Source organism: Bacteroides neonati (genome assembly GCF_000499785.1).
Lineage (GTDB): Bacteria > Bacteroidota > Bacteroidia > Bacteroidales > Bacteroidaceae > Bacteroides > Bacteroides neonati.
This window is the reverse complement of sequence record NZ_HG726019.1, coordinates 72,390-87,026: the sequence shown is the minus strand read 5'-3', so window position 1 is coordinate 87,026 and position 14,637 is coordinate 72,390. Positions and strand designations below refer to the sequence as shown.

Sequence of the window (14,637 nt, the reverse complement as noted above, 5' to 3'; positions counted from 1 at the left end):
AGATAGAGATATGAAACTGTCACAATTTAAATTTAAACTACCCGAGGACAAGATTGCCTTGCATCCTACGAAGTACCGTGATGAATCGCGCCTATTAGTGCTTCACCGCCGGACGGGCGAAATTGAACATCGTATGTTCAAGGACGTCTTGGATTATTTTGATGATAAAGATGTGTTTGTTTTTAATGACACAAAGGTTTTTCCTGCCCGTTTATACGGTAATAAGGAGAAGACGGGTGCTCGTATTGAGGTGTTCTTGTTGCGCGAATTGAACGAAGAACTTAGGCTTTGGGATGTGTTGGTAGACCCCGCACGTAAAATCCGTATCGGCAATAAGCTCTACTTTGGTGATGACGACTCAATGGTGGCCGAAGTAATTGATAACACAACTTCGCGTGGACGTACGCTGCGTTTCCTTTACGATGGGCCTCATGATGAATTTAAAAAAGCACTCTATGCTTTAGGCGAAACGCCCCTTCCACATACTATTATTAATCGTCCGGTCGAGCCGGATGATGCCGAGCGTTTTCAATCCATCTTTGCCAGCAAAGAGGGTGCTGTAACAGCTCCTACTGCCAGTCTTCACTTCAGCCGTGAGCTATTGAAGCGTCTGGAGATTAAGGGGATTGACTTTGCTTATGTGACTCTTCACGCCGGATTGGGTAATTTCCGTGATATCGATGTAGAAGACCTCACGAAGCATAAGACCGATTCCGAACAGATGATAGTCGATGCACAGGCCGTGAAAGCGGTAAATACAGCAAAGGATAGTGGACGTAACGTTTGTGCAGTAGGCACAACAGTGATGCGTGCCATTGAGAGTGCAGTAAGTACCGATGGACACTTGAAGGAATTTGAAGGTTGGACCAATAAGTTCATCTTCCCTCCTTATGAGTTTACGGTAGCCAACTCAATGATATCTAACTTCCACTTGCCTCTTTCTACCTTGCTGATGATTGTGGCAGCTTTTGGTGGTTATGATCAGGTGATGGAGGCTTATCAGGTAGCCCTCAAGGAGGGATATCGCTTTGGAACATACGGCGATGCGATGTTGATTCTTGATAAGTAATACACGCAATAGCTATGAAGGTTTGCCCAAATTGCCACGAAGAGGTCGAAGATAATTTTGATTTGTGCTGGAAGTGTAACTACAGTTTTCCGGATGAAGCAGTCATTAAGTCTTCGGAGTTTGATAATGAACCCATTGATCAGCAAAGACTGAAATGTCTCCGATGTGACATCTCGATGCACTATACGGGTGAATACAAATTCCTGGAAGGAAGTCGTGTAGGGGTTTTAGGAAATCTTTTTGAGCTATTCCAAAACAGAGAGTGTTTTGATTTGTATGTGTGCCCAAAATGTGGCAAAGTAGAATTCTTCGTAACGAAATAACACGGATTATCTATGAATGTGTATCTCGGTCTGGGCACCAATTTAGGCAATAAGAAACAACATTTGCACGACGCAGTGCAACAAATAAGCGAGCGGATAGGAGAGATTGTCTCCCTATCCGCTTTTTATGAAACAGCTCCGTGGGGATTCTCTTCAGAAAACAGCTTTCTGAATGCGGCCCTATGTGTAGAAACAAGCCTCCCGCCACTCTCTGTATTGCGTGTAACCCAAGCGATAGAGCAAGAGTTGGGACGCACTGCCAAATCGGTAAACCATACCTATGCCGATCGAGTCATTGACATCGATTTGCTTCTTTATAGCGATACTACTGTTGAGGTCGAAGGTCTGACTATTCCTCATCCACTAATGACTGAACGCCGCTTTGTAATGGAGCCTTTAGCCGAAATTGCTCCCGATTTATACCATCCTCTCATCGGGAAAACCATGCAGCAGTTGCTCGAAATGCTAAGTAATTGAGCATAAACGGATGTTAATCTGTGGTCTGTGTAGCAGTTAAATGAAAATGATTCACTACCTTTGTCCCCTGAAATAAAAGGTGGACAGATTTGAGTAGCTTGCAACCACGGAAAAAAATGCTAAAACAACATCGTTTTTTCTATCTGTACCTTTTAAGGTATGCTACTCTGACCCCTGCCCTCAACTTCTGTTTCGTAATGAACTTATATTTTTAATTCTTAATTCTTAAACTAGAATGGGATATTTATTCACATCCGAATCGGTGTCTGAAGGACACCCCGACAAAGTGGCCGATCAAATATCGGACGCTGTACTGGACCAACTGTTGGCATTTGACCCCAGTTCGAAAGTAGCTTGCGAAACCTTAGTTACTACCGGACAAGTAGTGCTGGCGGGAGAAGTGAAAACTGATGCATATGTTGATCTTCAACTTATTGCACGCGATGTAATCAAAAAAATTGGCTATACGAAAGGTGAGTATATGTTTGAGAGTAACTCTTGTGGAGTTTTCTCTGCTATTCACGAACAGAGTGCCGATATTAACCGCGGTGTAGAACGTGCCGATCCGATGGATCAGGGTGCTGGCGACCAAGGTATGATGTTTGGTTATGCTACCAATGAAACTGAAAACTACATGCCTCTTTCGCTCGATCTGGCACACCGTATTTTGCAGGTGTTAGCCGAAATACGTCGCGAAGGTGTACAAATGACCTATCTTCGTCCCGATGCGAAGAGCCAGGTAACTATTGAATATGATGATAACGGACTTCCGGTACGTATTGATACCATTGTTGTTTCAACACAACACGACGATTTTGTTGCACCTGCCGATGACTCTATCGAAGCTCAACTGAAAGCCGATGAAGAGATGTTGGCTGTTATCCGCCGCGATGTTATTGAAATATTGATGCCTCGTGTCATTGCAGAAATCAATCACGAAGCCGTATTGGCTCTTTTCAACGATCATATCACTTATCATGTAAATCCTACCGGTAAGTTTGTGATTGGTGGCCCTCATGGCGATACCGGCTTAACCGGACGTAAGATTATCGTTGATACTTACGGTGGTAAAGGTGCGCACGGTGGTGGTGCTTTCTCGGGCAAAGACCCCAGTAAGGTAGACCGTAGTGCTGCGTATGCTGCCCGTCATATAGCCAAGAACCTGGTAGCCGCAGGTGTTGCCGATGAGATATTGGTACAGGTTTCTTATGCTATCGGCGTAGCCCGACCGATCAATATCTACGTAGATACGTACGGTCGTAGTAACGTGAAAATGAGCGATGGTGAGATTGCACGTAAGATTGATGAGTTATTCGATATGCGCCCTAAAGCTATTGAAGAGCGTTTGAAGTTGCGTAACCCTATTTATAGTGAAACCGCTGCTTATGGGCATATGGGGCGTGAGTCTCAAACGGTTACAAAGACTTTCACCTCTCGTTACCAAGATGCAAAAACGATTGAAGTAGAGCTGTTTACTTGGGAGAAACTTGATTATGTAGATCGTGTTAAAGCCGCTTTCGGTTTGTAAACACTCTTAGTTAGTAAAGATGAATAAGATACAATCGGTATGCGTTTACAGCGCATCGAGTACTAAGATTGATGAATGCTATTTCGAGGCTGCCTCCTTACTTGGCAGGTTATTAGCCTCGAAACAGATTCGTTTGATTAATGGTGCAGGAAGCATCGGGTTGATGCGGTCGGTAGCTGATGCTACGATCGAGGCAGGTGGCGAAGTAACCGGTGTCATTCCTCGCTTTATGGTTGAGCAAGGATGGCATCACACCGGGCTGACTCGCTTGGTAGAGGTTGACAGTATGCACGAACGCAAGCAACTTATGGCCGACCTCAGTGATGCGGTCATTGCTTTGCCCGGTGGCTGCGGCACTCTTGAAGAGTTGCTCGAAATTATTACCTGGAAACAGCTAGGGTTGTATCTTAATCCCATTGTGATTCTTAATACAAATGGCTTCTTTGACCCGTTGTTGCTTATGCTTGAACGCGCCATCGACGAAAACTTCATGCGACGCCAACATGGCGATATATGGCATGTGGCTCATACGCCCGAAGAGGCTGTTGATCTAATTTATAGCGTCCCCGTGTGGGACGCTTCCATTCGGAAATTTGCTGCTATATGAATGCCGTTACCGATTCATTAGGTGTTGATGTTTTGTTGGTGAATGAGTTGCCGCTATTCTACGAAGATCAATTCGTGCCCAAGGATAGCCTGCGTCTTACTCGCTACTATTCGCAACGCGAGTTTGCATCGGGACAAGAGGGGCAGCCCCTCCCCTATTCTCCTCGTACGGACAATGGGTTGGCAGCTCTTTTACTACTCTGTTTTCTACTTACCTCATTCGCTTTGTCGCGTAATAAACGTTTTCTTTCGCAACTTGTGAAAGATTTTCAACTTCAGCGCGATCGTGCCAGTATTTTCAGCACCTCTACTGCGAGCGACCTTCGCTTCTTGCTACTGTTGGCGGTGCAAACATGTGTTTTATCGGGTATTTGTATTTTTAACTACTTTAATGATGCGCACCCGTTGCTCATGAAACAAGTTCCCCCTTATATACTACTTCTTAGTTACATCTCTGTCTGTTTGATCTACTTCGTATTCAAGTGGATAGCTTATTCTTTTTTAGGTTGGACATTTTTTGACAAGAACAGTTCTGCAGTATGGCTTGAGTCTTATCTGACGATTATTTACTATGCAGGATTCGTACTTTTCCCGTTTGTTTTGTTCCTAATTTATTTCAATTTGAGCGTAGAAGTATGGATTATTATTGGGGGGTGTTTAGTCGTTTTTACTAAAATATTGATGTTTTACAAGTGGATAAGGCTTTTTTTCTCCAATATTAATGAGCTTTTCCTTTTAATTTTGTACTTTTGTGCCCTTGAAATCATTCCTTGTCTATTGGTTTATAAAGGTGTGATGGAGCTAAACAATTATTTGGTAATAAAATTTTAGGACGTTGAAAATTAAGAAAGTACTTGTGTCGCAGCCCAAACCTGCTTCAGAGAAATCTCCTTACTATGACATTGCTGAAAAGTATGGTGTAAAGATTGATTTCCGCCCGTTTATTAAGGTCGAAAGCCTTTCTGCTAAAGAATTTAGGCAGCAAAAGGTTTCGATTTTGGACTACACTGCTGTCATATTCACTTCGCGTCACGCGATTGACCACTTCTTTGGACTTTGTACAGAGTTGCGTGTGTCTATTCCCGAGACAATGAAATACTTCTGTGTTACCGAAGCCGTTGCGCTTTATATACAGAAGTATGTGCAGTATCGCAAGCGTAAAATATTTTTTGGCGCTACTGGAAAGATTGAGGATTTAATTCCGTCGATCGTAAAGCATAAAACCGAGAAATACTTGGTGCCTATGTCTGATGTGCATAACGACGACCTTCAGAAGTTGCTCGATAAGAATAATATACAGCATACTGAGGTTGTAATGTATCGCACCGTAAGCAATGACTTTGCGACTGATGAAGCATTTGATTATGATATGCTTGTGTTCTTTAGCCCTGCCGGTGTAACATCGTTGCAGAAGAACTTCCCTAACTTTGATCAGAAAGATATCAAGATTGGTACGTTTGGTTTAACTACTGCTCAGGCAGTGCGTGATGCCGGACTTCGTCTCGACCTTGAAGCACCTACCGTGCAAGCACCGTCGATGACTGCTGCTTTGGATCTGTTTATCAAAGAGACGAACAAGGGCAAGTAAATGACTCAATGGTTAATGGTAAATGGTTGCTTTCGTGTGATATAACACTACTGTCGGCCTTTTACCAATAACCATTTTCATTTTAATTATTAACTATTATATAAACGTGAACACACTGAGCAAAGCCGAACGGCTTCATAGTAAAACTGTTATTGACCAGATGTTCACGGGCGGTGTCTCGAAATCCTTCTCGGTCTTTCCGCTTCGTGTGGTATATATGTCCATGCCGGAGCAAGAGGTGTATTCATCGATACTGATTAGTGTTTCGAAGAAACGTTTTAAACGTGCTGTTAAGCGCAATCGGGTGAAGCGTCAGATTCGCGAAGCTTATCGCAAAAATAAGCACGAATTGCTTCGGGTACTCGAAGCGCAGGGTCAACCTTTGGCCATTGCGTTTATCTATTTGTCGGACGAATTAATACCGTCTGCTATGCTGGAAGAAAAGATGAAAGTGCTATTGGCACGTATGATCGAGAAAACAGTATGAAACGCCTCCTCTCCTATCTTTTATTGTTGCCTATATACTTCTATCGGGCAGCTATTTCGCCCATGTTGCCCCCTTCTTGCCGGTTTACCCCTACTTGTTCGCAGTATGCGATTGAGGCGATAAAGAAACATGGTCCTTTCTATGGCCTATACCTAACCGTTAGGCGCATACTTCGTTGTCATCCTTGGGGTGGCTCCGGTTATGATCCGGTTCCTTAATCTGTTGTCGCCGATGAAATATCCACTTGATATTCATACACATCAATCCTCTGCCCTACCTCTGGAGAGCATTGTAAACATTCGTTTTCCCGAGCCATTCTGTTTCGAACCGGGTTGCTATTACTCAGTTGGTATACACCCGTGGGATGTATGCCTGTTCAAAGATACTTCGCCCGATTGGGCACTCTTCGAAGAGCTGGCCGCACATCCTCAAGTGCTTGCTATTGGCGAGTGTGGCATCGATAAATTAGTTCATCGCGATTACTTAACGCTTCAGGAAACACTCTTTTCTACACAAGTACGCATGGCTCATCGTCTGCAAAAACCGTTGTTGATTCATAATGTGCGAGGTACGGATATTGTGCAGCGCATGCTGCGTAGCGGTGCTTCTAATCAGTCGTGGGTGCTTCATGGGTTTCGCGGCAATGCTTCGTTGGCAGCTCAGTGGGTGGGTTTGGGCGCTTATCTCTCCTTTGGAGCGCATTATAATGAAGAAGCCCTTTGTCAAACCCCCATGAACCGTTTATTGGTCGAAACCGATGATAGTACATTGGGTATTGAGGAAATTTACCGTCGTGTGGCTCTTTCGCGTCAGATGAGTCTGGACGCATTGATGGCTCGGGTACAGCAAAATATTCAGGATGTGTTTTTTAATCGTCAAGAGTTGTAACTTCGGATAAAGAGTCGTACTTTTGTCTCCATAACTAAAAAATTAAATAACTATCATTCGATGAATTTTGTAGAAGAACTAAGATGGCGTGGAATGGTGCACGATATGATGCCCGGCACGGAAGAATTATTAGCTAAAGAACAAGTAACCGCTTATATTGGTTTCGATCCTACGGCCGATTCATTACATATCGGACACTTGTGCAGTGTGATGATTCTCCGTCATTTCCAGCGCTGTGGACACAAACCGTTGGCGCTTATTGGTGGTGCTACCGGTATGATAGGTGACCCGTCGGGCAAATCGGCTGAACGCAACCTGTTAAATGAAGAGACCTTGCAGCGTAACATGGACGGTATGAAGAGACAACTGGCCAAGTTTCTGGACTTTGACTCAGATGCTCCCAATCGTGCCGAGTTGGTAAACAACTACGACTGGATGAAAAATTTCACTTTCCTTGACTTTGCACGCGAAGTAGGAAAGCATATTACCGTAAACTACATGATGTCGAAAGACTCTGTAAAGAAGCGTCTCAATGGTGAAGCTCGCGACGGATTATCGTTCACTGAGTTTACGTATCAGCTGTTGCAAGCCTATGATTATTTGCATCTGAACGATGTAAAAGGCTGTAAACTGCAAATGGGCGGATCGGATCAGTGGGGAAACATTACAACCGGTACCGAGCTAATCCGCCGCACAAACGGCAATGAGGTATATGCACTTACCAGCCCGCTTATTACGAAAGCCGACGGAGGCAAGTTTGGTAAAACAGAATCGGGCAACATCTGGCTCGATCCTCGCTATACATCTCCTTACAAATTCTATCAGTTTTGGCTCAATGTGAGTGATGCCGATGCCGAACGCTATATTAAGATATTCACCTCTTTGTCAAAAGAGGAAATTGACGGCTTGATTGCCGAGCACCAACAAGCGCCTCACTTGCGCGTATTGCAGAAACGTCTTGCTAAGGAAGTGACCATTATGGTGCACTCTGAAGAGGATTATAATGCGGCTGTAGACGCTTCGAATATCTTGTTTGGTAATGCAACATCCGAGGCGCTTAAAAAACTCGATGAGGACACGCTATTGGCGGTTTTTGAAGGTGTGCCACAGTTCGAAGTATCGCGCGATGTATTGCTTGCCGGTGCAAAGGCTGTTGATCTGTTCGTAGACAATGCTGCCGTATTTGCTTCGAAAGGCGAAATGCGTAAATTGGTTCAGAGCGGGGGGGTGTCGTTGAACAAAGAAAAACTAACCGATTTTGATCAACTAATCACCGTTGATAGTTTGCTCGATGAGAAGTACCTGTTACTTCAGAAAGGCAAGAAGAACTATTACCTCATTATTGCCAAATAAGCAGGTTGATATAGTACAAAAAGAGAGGAGCGTCTGTTGTAGACGCTCCTCTCTTTTGTATGGATTATCGGGTTGATGTTTCTTTGAGCAGCTCGTCTACTGCCATTTTTAGTTGAGTGTCTTCGCCTTTAACGATTGTTTCGGGTGAGTTGGCTACTTTGATATCCGGTTCGAGTTCCTGATTCTCCAGGTAGCTTCCGTCGGGTAGGCGATAGCCTGTTACGGGGATGCCGAATACGAGTGATGCATCTTGCAAACGCTCCCAGTTCACACTGGTCATGGTGCCCGGTACAGGCATGCCGACCAGTTTCCCTAATTTCTGATGGCTATATACCCAAGGTGTGCCATGTGCGTTGGAGTAGTTGGCCTCGCACATCAGCATGATAGAGGGTTTGTTCCAGCGTCGGCTGGGCATATCGCAGGTTTCGCGTCCGCGAACTACTTGTGTGAAGTACTTCTGTCCGCTGAAGAGTATCTCGATATCTTCGTGCAGGCGTCCGCCACCATTGAATCGCGTATCGATGATGATTCCCTCGCGGTTGTTGTATTTCCCCAGTATATCGGAGTATACCGAGCGGAAGCTGTCATCGCCCATTGATTGAATATGTACGTATCCCAATCGTCCGTTCGACCACTTATCTACATCGGCTGCACGTTGTTTCACCCAACGTGTATAGAGCAGATTATCGAGTGCTCCGCTACTGATGGGCATCACTACCTCTTCCCACCGTTCGCCGCTTTGTGGGTTATAGAGTGATACGAGTGTTTTCTTTCTTCCCTGGTCGTTGAGTAACTCAAAATAATCACTCTCTTGATTTACTTCTTGTCCGTTGATTTTCTCAATGACTGTGCCTGCTTTGGCTTTGGAATACGCGTGATCGAAGGGACCTTTTTCTATTATTTCGTCTATGCGTACACCTTTTCCTTCGTAACTCCAGTCAACTAATACACCGAGGTTGGCCGTATTTTCACCCTTTAAGTTAGGGTAGTAGCGGCCTCCGGTATGCGATACATTGAGTTCGCCCAGCCATTCGCTCAACAGTTCGGCAAAGTCGTAGTTATTGTCTATATGAGGCAGGAACTTACGGTAGGCGGCGGTCATGGCATCCCAGTCTACCCCATGCATATTGGTATTGTAAAAACGCTTCTGCTGCTGTTTGTAAACGTGGTTAAACATATACTCACGCTCTGCTGCCAAGTCCATTTTCATTTCGGCTTTGTAGGTGACGGGTTTCAACGATTCTGCCGCCAGATCCATTTTCTGCATAGCCTTGCTACCCAATAAAAAGAGATTCTTTCCCTCTTTATCCATCTCCATAGAAGCCCATCCGGTGTTTAGCTTGTGCAGGAGCTTCGTATCTTTTTTACGTAGATCCATTTTCCACATATCGTATCCGTCTTCCGAGGCAATGAGGTAGTAGAGTGTTTCGCCATCCTTAGAGATGATGGCATCACCCAGATCAGACGAGGTGGGAGTGAGGCGTACGATGCGGTCTTCGATGTTTTTGAGTTCTACCGCAATCTCTTTTACCTTTTCTTCCTTTTTGTCCTCTTCTTTTTTATCTTTCTTCGCGTCTTTCTTCTTGTCGGCACTTACCTTCTTCTCTGCTTTTTCCTGTTCGGCTTTGAGCTCCTTCTGCAACTCATAATCCTCTTTGCTTAAGCGGTATTTATCGAAGGCATCTTGATTCAGAAACACCAACATGGCATCTCGTTGCGATCCCCAAGAGGCATGTGCGCGCATACCATAGCGTTCGGTAGCAAATAAGATGGCGTTGCCATCGAGTACCCAACGGGGAGATCCGCTGGTGTAGCCGCTATTAGTCAGGTTGATAATTTCGCTTCCTCCTTGCGCATTGACCAAACCGATGTCGGCGTAAGGTTCGTGCTTGTTGCCGATAAATTCGAGTGTAAACCACTTACCGTCGGGCGACCATTGGTAGTCAAAACCACCTCCTGTGCTGTACCAGGTAGATCCGTCGGTAACCTGACGAACCTTTTTGCTAGCCAGGTTAAGTACCATCAGGCGGTTGCGGTCTTCGATAAAAGCCAGTTCTTTGCCATCGGGCGAAAACTGCGGATAGGCACGTTCGATGGTAGCAGAGGGTAGGAGTACTTCCTCTTCGATCGTCGTTGCATTGGGGAAGTTGGCCTCTTCTTTGCGTGCCATCTTGGCCAGATAGAGTTGCCAGTTCCCATTGCGTTCGCTGGCATAAGCCAGTGTGCGGTTGTCCGGAGCAAAGGAGAGCCCGGCCTCTCGTTCGGGGGTATGTGTGATTTGCTTTGTGGTACCATAGTTTGCCGAAGTGACAAATACTTCGCCTCGAATGATGAATGCCACTTGTTTGCCATCGGGTGATGCCGTGGCCGAGGTTGCATCGCTCGTAAAGCTCAGGTCTGCTACCTTTTCCTGATCGTCGCGAATAATCTCTATCCGAACCTTCTCAGGGGCTGCCTGCGCTGCTTGGGTATAAATTTCTCCATCGTAGCTATAACATAGTGTGCCGTTGTTGTCTATCGACAGAAAACGTACCGGATGTGTTGCAAAAGAGGTGATGGGTTTAACCGTTTGCGGCTTATCGAGTGCGAAAGAATATACATTGAATGATCCGCCCTGTTCGCTCAGGTAATATACCGTTTGTTTGTCGGGTGCTAAGACCGGATTACGGTCTTCGCCTGCCCGGTTGGTCAGGTTGGTGTGTTTGCCTGTTTGGGTGTTGTACATCCATACATCGCGTGTAATGGACGAAGTGTGGTGTTTTCGCCACTCATTCTCGAATCCTTTGCGGTCTTGGTAAAGGAAGAAACTGCCCGATGGGTCGAAAGCGATTGCTTCGGCCGGTGTTCCGAGTACAAGTTGGGTTGCTCCGCCGCTTACCGGCACTTTATACAGTTCCGTCATAGCCGATGTAGGAAACAATGCGCTGCCGGCTGGGTCTTGAATCGATGCGGAGAAAAGAATCTCTTTACCGTCGGGTGTAAAGGCCGATGGAATTTCGGCTGCCGAATGGCGTGTGAGCCTTTTGGCACTTCCTCCTGCCGAAGGCATTACGAAGACGTCGAAGTTTCCGTTTCTGTCGCTCGAAAAGGCTATCTGCTTCCCGTCGGGCGACCATATCGGTGTACTCTCGTGCGAGTCTTGTGTAGTGAGTTGGGTTGCTGTTCCGCCACCCGCGGGCACTTTGTAGATATCTCCTTTATAACAAAATGCGATTTCTCTTCCGTTGGGCGAAATCTGTACATCGCGCATCCATAAGGGAGACTCTGCATGACTGCTTAGCGCACTGAAGCTTAGTGCAATACATACGATTGATTTTCTCATTTTTTTAGTTTTACGGATTGTTTTAGGTGTATTCTGTACGTACAAAGATAAGCATTCGGCTTAGTTTGCAAGAGTTTTTATGCAAAAAAGTGTCGAAATATTTGGAGATTATCAAGCTTTCCCTTATCTTTGCACCGCTTTTTAACAGAAAGCACATTTAGTTTGTCCTATGGTGTAATGGTAGCACAACAGTTTTTGGTTCTGTTTGTCTAAGTTCGAATCTTGGTAGGACAACTTCAGTAAGCCCCGACTCGCAAAGAGCCGGGGCTTTTCTTATTCCACTGATGGAGCTGTTTCGCCCGCTATAAGCAGTGTCGAACACGGCTTTGTCCGGTGGGAGATTCATAAATGTGCCTACCTTTTGTAAATCATCCAGTGTCATATATCGTTGGTGGATGGGCGTTTGTGTCTCCATTGCCATCTCTTCCGGTTTCTTGCTCCATTTGCTGGAAAATGCATTCAAGGCTGTCCGGCTCTACGAATTACTGTTTCTAATAGATTTTTAAACCGGGAGTAAATGGCGTTTCTGATGCATAGATGAGGTTGTTAAATGCACAACTATGTTCGAAATAAATCGCTCTAATCAAATAATAGAAAGCTGTCGCAAAGGGAGTTGCATTTACTACGCTATCGTTCTTCGATTTTTAATGTTTTGTATATCAGTATTTTAATTTGTTTCTTTTTCAATTTATTCATTGTTTTTCCTCGTTTGCAAAACTAGTATATTAACACTGTGTTAAGTACGTATTCTTCAACAGCAAGAGAACGTACTCATTCATACCAAAACAACGTACTCTTGTTGTGCCCCTCTTGGGCTGTTAAAAAAGGTTTGGTATCTTTCTTATCATGATTTGGCGGAATTTCCTAATATGGATGCCGACAAGGCTGCTTGGACTAATTTCAACCTACCGGCCGGTAAAGTATATACCACAAAAGAGTTTGTAGCCGAAATGGAGGCGTGCAACTAATCACATTGTTTTTCGACAAACTACTATCGCAATCATAGTTCAGTGCCAACTGCAGGCAACTCTTCCTAACGGGAGTGTTGCCTGCACTCATTTATACGTGCTAACTTCAATTATCGTATTATAAATTGTTAAACAGACAGTGCATGAACCATTTGTGAACGATATTGCTACATAATAAGCACAAAATTGCAATGTTATGCCGTTTTCTTTTGCTATTTTTGCATCGTGTACGTAAACGAGGTACATAGAACGAATGCATATTATCAACAATTAAAACATATAAGGTATGAAAACGAATTATGAAATTCGCTATGCTGCGCATCCCGAAGATGCAAAAAGCTATGACACTGCAAGAATCCGTCGTGATTTTCTGATTGAAACTGTATTTGCAGCCGATGAGGTGAATATGGTATATTCCATGTATGACCGCATGGTAGTAGGTGGCGCTATGCCGGTAGCAGAAGTACTGACGCTCGAAGCGATCGATCCGCTTAAAGCACCCTTCTTCCTGACTCGCCGCGAGCTGGGTATGTTTAACGTAGGTGGCCCCGGTATTGTGAAGGTAGACGATGCCGTTTTTGAATTAGGCTATAAGGAAGCTCTTTACTTGGGTTCGGGCGATCGTACTGTAACCTTCGAGAGTGTTGATCCGAAGAATCCCGCTAAATTCTATTTCAACTCACTGACTGCTCACCGCAATTACCCTGATAAGAAGATTACGAAAGCCGATGCAGTAGTAGCTGAAATGGGTTCGCTCGAAGGCTCTAACCACCGTAATATCAATAAAATGCTTGTGAACCAGGTATTGCCTACTTGCCAATTGCAAATGGGTATGACCGAACTGGCTCCGGGTAGCGTATGGAATACCATGCCTGCACACGTTCACAGCCGTCGTATGGAAGCTTACTTCTACTTTGAAGTGCCCCAAGAGCATGCCGTATGCCACTTCATGGGCGAAGTCGATGAAACACGTCACGTATGGATGAAGGGCGACCAAGCTGTACTTTCACCCGAATGGTCTATCCACTCGGCAGCAGCAACTCACAACTATACCTTCATTTGGGGTATGGGTGGCGAGAACCTTGATTATGGCGATCAGGACTTCTCTCTGATCACAGACTTGAAGTAATTAAACTATAACTAACAGATTAAATAAGGAATCGGTATGATTAATTTCTCATTAGAAGGTAAGGTAGCACTCGTAACAGGTGCTTCTTACGGAATTGGTTTTGCATTGGCTACGGCTTATGCAAATGCAGGTGCAAAAGTAGTATTCAACGATATCAACCAAGAACTGGTAAACAAAGGTTTGGCTGCTTACAAAGAATTGGGCATTGAGGCTCACGGCTATGTATGCGACGTAACAAACGAAGATCAGGTAAACGCAATGGTTGCACAGATCGAAGCTGAAGTAGGTGTGATCGATATCTTGGTAAACAATGCAGGTATCATCAAGCGTGTTCCTATGCACGAGATGTCGGCTGCCGAATTCCGTCAGGTTATTGATATCGACCTGAATGGTCCGTTTATCGTAGCTAAGGCAGTGATTCCTGCCATGATGAAAAAAGGTCACGGTAAGATCATCAACATCTGCTCGATGATGAGCGAGTTGGGTCGCGAAACCGTATCTGCCTACGCTGCCGCTAAGGGTGGATTGAAGATGTTGACTCGCAACATTGCTTCGGAATATGGCGAATTCAACATTCAATGCAACGGCCTTGGCCCGGGTTACATCGCTACTCCTCAAACAGCTCCTTTGCGCGAGTTGCAGGCAGATGGCTCACGTCACCCATTCGATTCATTCATTATTGCTAAAACACCGGCTGCCCGTTGGGGTACACCCGAAGACTTGGCCGGACCTGCTGTGTTCTTGGCTTCTGAGGCTTCGAACTTTGTAAACGGACACGTATTGTACGTTGACGGAGGTATTTTGGCTTATATTGGAAAACAACCGAAATAAGAACCGATTCGTTACAGGATAGCACAGAGTACGCAGAGTTATGTTTTTAACAACTCCGTGTACTCTGT

The 14,637-nt window shown here is 45.0% G+C and carries 13 protein-coding genes and 1 tRNA gene; 13 read left to right on the top strand and 1 reads right to left on the bottom strand.

Annotation, left to right across the window (positions count from 1 at the left end; translation table 11 throughout):
• Positions 1-10 precede the first annotated feature (10 nt).
• The 10 genes from queA to tyrS all read left to right on the top strand — a co-directional run bounded on the left by queA (position 11) and on the right by tyrS (position 8,319).
• On the top strand, positions 11-1,069 hold the full coding sequence (gene queA, locus TY03_RS00355) for a tRNA preQ1(34) S-adenosylmethionine ribosyltransferase-isomerase QueA (protein ID WP_042366323.1): 1,059 nt from the start codon (positions 11-13) through the stop codon (positions 1,067-1,069).
• A gap of 335 nt (positions 1,070-1,404) precedes the next feature.
• Positions 1,405-1,869 carry a 2-amino-4-hydroxy-6-hydroxymethyldihydropteridine diphosphokinase gene (gene folK, locus TY03_RS00345; protein WP_042366320.1) on the top strand — a complete coding sequence of 155 codons (465 nt, stop codon included), beginning with the start codon at positions 1,405-1,407 and terminating at the stop codon, positions 1,867-1,869.
• 235 nt (positions 1,870-2,104) lie between these two features.
• On the top strand, positions 2,105-3,397 hold the full coding sequence (metK, locus tag TY03_RS00340) for a methionine adenosyltransferase (RefSeq protein ID WP_042366319.1): 1,293 nt from the start codon (positions 2,105-2,107) through the stop codon (positions 3,395-3,397).
• Positions 3,398-3,416: 19 nt separating this feature from the next.
• Complete coding sequence (locus TY03_RS00335; protein ID WP_042366318.1) at positions 3,417-4,004, top strand: LOG family protein; 588 nt, start codon at positions 3,417-3,419, stop codon at positions 4,002-4,004.
• Positions 4,001-4,834, top strand: a complete 834-nt coding sequence (locus tag TY03_RS00330) for a DUF4271 domain-containing protein (RefSeq protein WP_081713020.1) — start codon at positions 4,001-4,003, stop codon at positions 4,832-4,834. The genes TY03_RS00335 and TY03_RS00330 overlap by 4 nt, the downstream gene beginning before the upstream one ends.
• A gap of 4 nt (positions 4,835-4,838) precedes the next feature.
• Positions 4,839-5,591, top strand: coding sequence for a uroporphyrinogen-III synthase (locus TY03_RS00325; protein WP_042366317.1), 753 nt, complete (start codon positions 4,839-4,841; stop codon positions 5,589-5,591).
• A gap of 100 nt (positions 5,592-5,691) precedes the next feature.
• A complete protein-coding gene (gene rnpA / locus TY03_RS00320; RefSeq protein WP_187373967.1) occupies positions 5,692-6,078 on the top strand; it encodes a ribonuclease P protein component in 387 nt (128 codons plus the stop codon).
• On the top strand, positions 6,075-6,296 hold the full coding sequence (yidD, locus tag TY03_RS21680; RefSeq protein WP_074434115.1) for a membrane protein insertion efficiency factor YidD: 222 nt from the start codon (positions 6,075-6,077) through the stop codon (positions 6,294-6,296). Before rnpA ends, yidD begins: the two co-directional genes overlap by 4 nt.
• Positions 6,297-6,309: 13 nt before the next feature.
• Positions 6,310-6,966: a TatD family hydrolase gene (locus TY03_RS00315; protein WP_042367208.1), complete on the top strand. Its 657-nt coding sequence runs from the start codon at positions 6,310-6,312 to the stop codon at positions 6,964-6,966.
• Between the two features lie 60 nt (positions 6,967-7,026).
• Positions 7,027-8,319, top strand: coding sequence for a tyrosine--tRNA ligase (gene tyrS / locus TY03_RS00310; RefSeq protein WP_042366315.1), 1,293 nt, complete (start codon positions 7,027-7,029; stop codon positions 8,317-8,319).
• Between the two features lie 64 nt (positions 8,320-8,383).
• Here tyrS and TY03_RS00305 read toward each other — a convergent pair whose 3' ends face one another.
• Positions 8,384-11,641: a S41 family peptidase gene (locus tag TY03_RS00305; RefSeq protein WP_042367205.1), complete on the bottom strand. Its 3,258-nt coding sequence runs from the start codon at positions 11,639-11,641 to the stop codon at positions 8,384-8,386.
• A 163-nt stretch (positions 11,642-11,804) separates the two neighbouring features.
• Here TY03_RS00305 and TY03_RS00300 point away from each other — a divergent pair.
• From TY03_RS00300 to TY03_RS00290, 3 genes are all read left to right on the top strand, one after another.
• Positions 11,805-11,875: transfer RNA gene (locus TY03_RS00300), tRNA-Gln, on the top strand.
• A 1,020-nt stretch (positions 11,876-12,895) separates the two neighbouring features.
• Positions 12,896-13,738: a 5-dehydro-4-deoxy-D-glucuronate isomerase gene (gene kduI, locus TY03_RS00295; RefSeq protein ID WP_042366314.1), complete on the top strand. Its 843-nt coding sequence runs from the start codon at positions 12,896-12,898 to the stop codon at positions 13,736-13,738.
• A gap of 36 nt (positions 13,739-13,774) precedes the next feature.
• On the top strand, positions 13,775-14,569 hold the full coding sequence (locus TY03_RS00290) for a gluconate 5-dehydrogenase (RefSeq protein WP_042366312.1): 795 nt from the start codon (positions 13,775-13,777) through the stop codon (positions 14,567-14,569).
• Positions 14,570-14,637 lie beyond the last annotated feature (68 nt).